We start from the raw sequence: 5636 nt of genomic DNA, 5'->3' as shown, positions 1-5636 counted from the left end.
GAGGCGTACGGGTCGTAGCGCGTGTCGAAGCCACTCGCATCGCGTCCCAGACCGAAACGGGCGCCAGTGTGGAACATGAACTGCATGGGCCCTGCCGCACCCGCGCGCGAGGTCGAATGCACGCGCCCGTTGGATTCCTTCGCCATGATGCCGAACAGAAGCGCTTCCGGCAGGCCGCTGCGCTCCCAGGCGGGATACAGCTCGGCGCGCATGTTCTGATAATTCTCGTAGCTGTCGATCAGCGCCGGGCGCATGTCGGTCAGCCAGCGGCGGATGCCTGCCTGGATGGCCGGGTTGTACTCGACCATGCGGTCGAACGCATGGCGCTGGTCGTTCAGCAGCGCCGCGGTGCGTGCGGTTTCGGGGATGGCGGCGCTGGCCGGCACCGCGTGGTCGGTGCCGTCGTCGAGTGCGTCGAGGGTCTCGCCCTCGTCTCCCGGGCCCTCTCCCTGCGCATCGGCGTTGCCCTTCAGCAGCCGCTTGTAGGTCGCCAGCAGCGTGGGCACCTGACAGCCGCGCTGCTGAACGCAGGCCGCCAGCACGTCCTCCATGTCCTCGAGTGCGGCGTCGCTCTCGGTAGCGCCGCGCGGATCACTGTTGGCCACCAGCACCAGACCGTCGCGGTAACGCTTCTCGGCGGCGGCCATGCGCTGTTCCAGCGCTTGCGCGGCGGCGCGATCCTTCGCGGACACGCGTTGCGCCAGCGAAGGCGGGGAGACCAGCAGGAGGGAAAGAGCGACCGCAACGRGCCACAGGCGCAGACAGGCAGGAACCGCAAGCGACATCAGGTGTGCATCCAGAGTGTGAGCCGGGAGGGTAGCCCCGGCTGCGCGACCGGGGCAAGGTCACGCGTCTCAGCGCTTTATCCCGGAGGCGGTTTCCAGCCGCTAGAATCGCGCCATCACCACGCGAGGTTGCACATGGATCCGATCCTGCTGGGCAAGGGCATCACGGACGACATCCCGGTCACGCTGCAGCCGAAGTTCGGCAACCGCCATGGCCTGGTGGCCGGCGCCACCGGTACCGGCAAGACGGTCACGCTGATGACCCTGGCCGAAGGCTTCTCGCGCATGGGCGTGCCCGTGTTCATGGCCGACGTGAAGGGCGACGTGGCCGGACTCGCCACCGCCGGCGATGGCAGCGAGCGCGTCATGCAGCGGGCCAGGGACATCGGCATCGCCGACTACGCACCGGGCGCGAATCCGGTGATCTTCTGGGATCTCTACGGCAAGCTGGGCCATCCGGTCCGCACGACCGTCAGCGAGATGGGCCCCACCCTGCTCTCGCGCATCCTGGAACTCAACGACACCCAAAGCGGCGTGCTCGACATCGTGTTCAAGCTCGCCGACGACCGCGGGCTGTTGCTGCTGGACCTGGAAGACCTGCGCGCCCTGCTGGGCCTGGTCGCCGCCGAGCGCAAGGACATTTCCACCAGTTACGGCCTTGTAAGCACGCAGTCGGTCGGCGCCATCCAGCGCGCGCTGCTGCGGTTGGAACAGGAAGGCGGCGAGGTGTTCTTCGGCGAGCCGGCGCTGGAACTGGCCGACCTGATGCGCACGAATACCGACGGGCGTGGGGTGATCGGCATCCTCGCCGCCGACCAGCTCATCCTGAAGCCGCGCCTGTATTCCAGCTTCCTGCTGTGGCTGCTGTCGGAACTGTTCGAGACGCTGCCGGAAGTGGGAGACCTGGACAAGCCCAAGCTGGTCTTCGTGTTCGACGAAGCCCACCTGCTGTTCGACGATGCCCCCCCGGCCCTACAGCAGCGCATCGAGCAGGTCGTGCGCCTGATCCGTTCCAAGGGCGTGGGCGTCTACTTCTGCTCGCAGTTTCCCGACGACGTGCCGGACAACATCCTCGGCCAGCTGGGCAACCGCGTGCAGCATGCGCTGCGCGCGTTCACCCCGCGCGACCAGAAGGCGGTGAAGACCGCCGCCGAGACCTTCGTGCCGAATCCCAAGCTCGACGTGGCCCAGGCGATCTCCAAGCTCGGCACCGGCGAAGCGCTGGTGTCGACGCTTCAGGACAAGGGCATCCCCTCGCCCGTGCAGCAGACGATGGTGTCGCCGCCGCGCTGCCGGATGGGCGCGATCAACGAAGGCGAACGCCAGCAGGTACGCAACGGCAGCCCCGTCGGCGGCAAGTACGATACCCGCGTCGATCGCGAGTCCGCCGCGGAAATGCTTGCCAAGCGCGGCGAGACCGCCACGCAGGCCGCCCAGGCGCCGCCGGCGAAGACCGAGCAGGACGATCCCGACGCCGGCGGCTTCGGCCAGGCCGTGAAGGACGCGGTGTTCGGCACCAAGCGCCGCCAGGGCATGATCGAGACGATGGCCAAGCAGACCACGCGCACGGTCGGCACCAAGCTGGGCAACCAGATCGTGCGTGGCATCCTGGGCAGCATCTTTGGCGGACGTCGCTGATCACGCGCATGAAGTGGAGTTTCGTACCGTTGGCCTGCGCGTTGTCGCTGGCGGCTTCCGCCGCCAGTCCGGCGCCGTCGACGTTCGCCGGCACGTTCTTCGGCAGCCTGCCGGCGGAAACCTGCGCATCGCAGGACGTATTGCTCGACCTGGGGGCTGACGGCCGATACGCGCTGGAAGCGCACTGCCAGGACGACTTGCAGGCGGCACCCATGCGCGCCGGCCGCTGGTCGGTGACCTGGAACGGCACCTGCGTGCAGCTCGCGCCGGAAGACGGTGGACCTGCGCAGGAGTTCGCCATCCATGACGACGATCTGCTGGTGTTGACCGCGGGCAGCTGCATCGAGCCGGTCGAGGATCCGCGCGGGCGCACGTTGCGGCGCGCGGAAGCCGCCGGAGAAAGCTGACGTGTCGCGCTGGCGCCCACCGGGCGAGAAGAGCACCGCCCTGATCACCCGCGAAGGCCATGATCGTCTCAAGGCGGAGTTGGACGATCTGTGGCGCGTTCGCCGCCCCGAGGTGGTGAAGGCCCTGGCCGCCGCCGCCGCGGAGGGCGACCGCTCCGAGAACGCGGAGTACACCTACCGCAAGAAGCAGCTCGGCGAGATCGACCGGCGCGTGCGCTACCTGAGCAAGCGGCTGGAAGTGCTGCGCGTGGTCGACACCGCGCCCAGCGATCCCGACGCCGTGTTCTTCGGCGCCACCATCGAGCTGGAGAATGTCGCCAGCGGCGAAACCTCGCGTTACCGCATCGTCGGCCCCGACGAGACCGAGGCGACGCGCGGCTGGATCAGCATCGATTCGCCGCTCGCGCGTGCGTTGTTGAAGAAGCGCATCGACGACGAATTCTCGGTCGAACTCCCCGGCGGGATCACCCACTTCGTGCTGGTGGATGTCAGCTACGCGAGCTGATCCTCACAACGGTCGCGGGTAAACGCGGCCCTCCCGCAACGGACGGAAGTAGTCCTCCTGCCCGTAGAACGCGGCATCCTGTCCTGCGTGCCATCCGGGAATGCCGGCCAGTGGCAGCGGACGCAGTTCGCTTGGCGCAGTGAGGATCGCACCCGCTAAGATCGATTCGACCACGCGCGCGATCACATCGATCTGATCTCCGAATACGACAAGACACTTGCCGACCAGCAAGCGCCCGGGCACCAGCACCTGCTCCATCAGCGCATGCCCCACCACCGCAGCGACGGTGATACCGCCGTCGTGCCAGCATGCAGCGTTCGCATGGAACAGTGCCGCCCAGTCGTGCCGATCCCACAGATCCAGCAGTGCCGCATCGCGCACCTGCACGATGACGCCGCTTTCATCGAACTGGGTCAGCGCCTGCTGCGCGGGACTGCGCTCGCGCGAGCCCATGTGCGCCATGTGCCGGCACTGCTGCTGGTTGAGCGCGTGCTTGAGCGCCGGATGACGCAGCCAGACCATCGCGTTGAACAGGTCATGCCAGTTCTCCGCGCGCGTGGCGATGCACCCCTGCGCGGACCGTGCTTCGTAATGCAGCCCGTCGGCAAGCAGGCCGGCATCCTGTCTCGCGAAACGGGGCCCGGAGAGCGGCATCCGCGCATTGAGGGTTTCGATGTCGGGCCAGTGCGGGGCCGTCAGCAGGTCCCGGTGCTCGCCATACCCGCCGAACAGGGGATGCCGGAAACATGCGGCATCCACCTGTCCACGCAAGGGGGCGACGAAGCGACGCCGGCCGTTGCCAGCATGAGTGTCCGTCGCCGGCGCGGTCACAGCACCTTGACGTCGAGCGGCCGGCCCGCCGTTCCGACGATGGCATCGCCAATCAGGTCGTGCTCGTCGCTCTCGGTGATTTCCACGTCGACGAACTGGCCGACGCGCAGCCCCAGTTCGCCGCCATTCTGGATATGCACCAGGCCATCGATCTCCGGCGCATCGGCCTTCGAGCGCGCGACGGCGATATCGTCTTCGATCAGGTCCACCAGGCACTGCTGCACCGTGCCGATCTTCGCTTCGAGGCGCGCGGCGGAGATCTCTGCCTGCTTCTCCATGAAACGCGCCAGGCGCTCCTGCTTCACTTCTTCCGGCACCGGATCCGGCAACAGGTTGGCCGCCGCGCCTTCGACCGGCGAGTAGGCGAACGCACCCACGCGGTCGAGTTGCGCTTCATCGAGGAACTGCAACAGCTCCTCGAATTCCTGGTCGGTTTCGCCGGGGAAGCCGACGATGAAGGTCGAGCGCAGGGTGATGTCGGGGCTGATCGAACGCCAGCGCTTCACGCGATCCAGCGTCTTGTCGACGGCGCCGGGACGCTTCATCAGCTTGAGGATGCGCGGACTGGCGTGCTGGAAAGGAATATCCAGGTAAGGCAGCACCTTGCCTTCGGCCATCAACGGAATCACGTCGTCGACGTGYGGATACGGGTAGACGTAATGCATGCGCACCCAGGCATCGAGTTCGCCCAGGCCCTCGCACAACGCCTTCATCCGCGTCTGGTACACCTTGCCGCGCCATTCGCGTTCGGCGTACTTCACGTCCACGCCGTAGGCCGACGTGTCCTGCGACACCACCAGCAGTTCCTTCACGCCGCCGCGCACCAGGCGCTCGGCCTCGCGCAGCACGTCATCGACCGGGCGCGACACCAGGTCGCCGCGCATCGACGGGATGATGCAGAAGCTGCAGCGGTGGTTGCAGCCCTCGGAAATCTTCAGGTACGCGTAATGCCGCGGCGTCAGCTTGACGCCGTAGTCTGGCACCAGGTCGACGAAGGGATCGTGCTTCGGCGGCAGCGCCGCGTGCAACGCTTCCATCACGCTCTGGTAGTCCTGCGGACCGCTGATCGACAGCACATCCGGGTACTGCTCGCGGATCTGCTCCGGGCGTTTGCCCAGGCAGCCGGTCACGATGACCTTGCCGTTCTCGTTCATCGCTTCGCCGATGGCGTCGAGCGATTCGGCCACGGCGGAATCGATGAACCCGCAGGTGTTCACCACCACCACGTCCGCCGCGTCGTAGGTCGGCACGATGTCGTATCCCTCCACGCGGAGCTGGGTGAGGATGCGTTCGGAATCGACCAGGGCTTTCGGGCAGCCGAGGCTGACGAAGCCCACCTTGGGGTTCTGCAGGGACATGGGGAGTACGGCGGCGGCGTGTACGGGGCGCGGATTATAGCGCCCCGCCCCGGGCGGCCCGTTCCGTCCATTCGGTCCGGGGCCGCCTGCGCATACACTGGGTGCCGTCTTC

At 67.2% G+C, this 5636-nt stretch carries 6 protein-coding genes; 3 read left to right on the top strand and 3 right to left on the bottom strand.

Annotation, left to right across the window (positions count from 1 at the left end; genetic code table 11):
* A partial coding sequence (locus AC04L7_RS11480) for a transglycosylase SLT domain-containing protein (protein WP_475513041.1) occupies nt 1-785 on the bottom strand: 785 nt, incomplete at its 3' end.
* Nucleotides 786-788: 3 nt separating this feature from the next.
* Between AC04L7_RS11480 and AC04L7_RS11475 the strand changes: the two genes are divergently transcribed.
* Genes AC04L7_RS11475 through greB form a run of 3 tightly spaced genes read left to right on the top strand, consistent with a single transcriptional unit; the run spans nt 789 to nt 3335 of the window.
* Entirely contained in the window at nt 789-2423 is a 1635-nt protein-coding gene (locus AC04L7_RS11475) for a helicase HerA-like domain-containing protein (protein ID WP_475513040.1), read from the top strand.
* An 8-nt stretch (nt 2424-2431) separates the two neighbouring features.
* Nucleotides 2432-2830, top strand: a complete 399-nt coding sequence (locus tag AC04L7_RS11470; RefSeq protein ID WP_435999296.1) for a copper resistance protein NlpE N-terminal domain-containing protein — start codon at nt 2432-2434, stop codon at nt 2828-2830.
* 1 nt (nt 2831) lies between these two features.
* Nucleotides 2832-3335 carry a transcription elongation factor GreB gene (greB, locus tag AC04L7_RS11465; protein WP_435999298.1) on the top strand — a complete coding sequence of 168 codons (504 nt, stop codon included), beginning with the start codon at nt 2832-2834 and terminating at the stop codon, nt 3333-3335.
* A gap of 3 nt (nt 3336-3338) precedes the next feature.
* Here the strand turns inward: greB and AC04L7_RS11460 are convergent, their stop codons facing one another.
* Nucleotides 3339-4166 carry a DUF3025 domain-containing protein gene (locus tag AC04L7_RS11460; RefSeq protein ID WP_435999300.1) on the bottom strand — a complete coding sequence of 276 codons (828 nt, stop codon included), beginning with the start codon at nt 4164-4166 and terminating at the stop codon, nt 3339-3341.
* Nucleotides 4163-5524: a 30S ribosomal protein S12 methylthiotransferase RimO gene (gene rimO, locus AC04L7_RS11455; RefSeq protein ID WP_435999302.1), complete on the bottom strand. Its 1362-nt coding sequence runs from the start codon at nt 5522-5524 to the stop codon at nt 4163-4165. The genes AC04L7_RS11460 and rimO overlap by 4 nt, the downstream gene beginning before the upstream one ends.
* Nucleotides 5525-5636 lie beyond the last annotated feature (112 nt).

It is taken from the genome of Pseudoxanthomonas sp. LjRoot204_2 (assembly GCF_056175765.1).
This window is presented reverse-complemented; position numbering and strand designations above follow the sequence as displayed.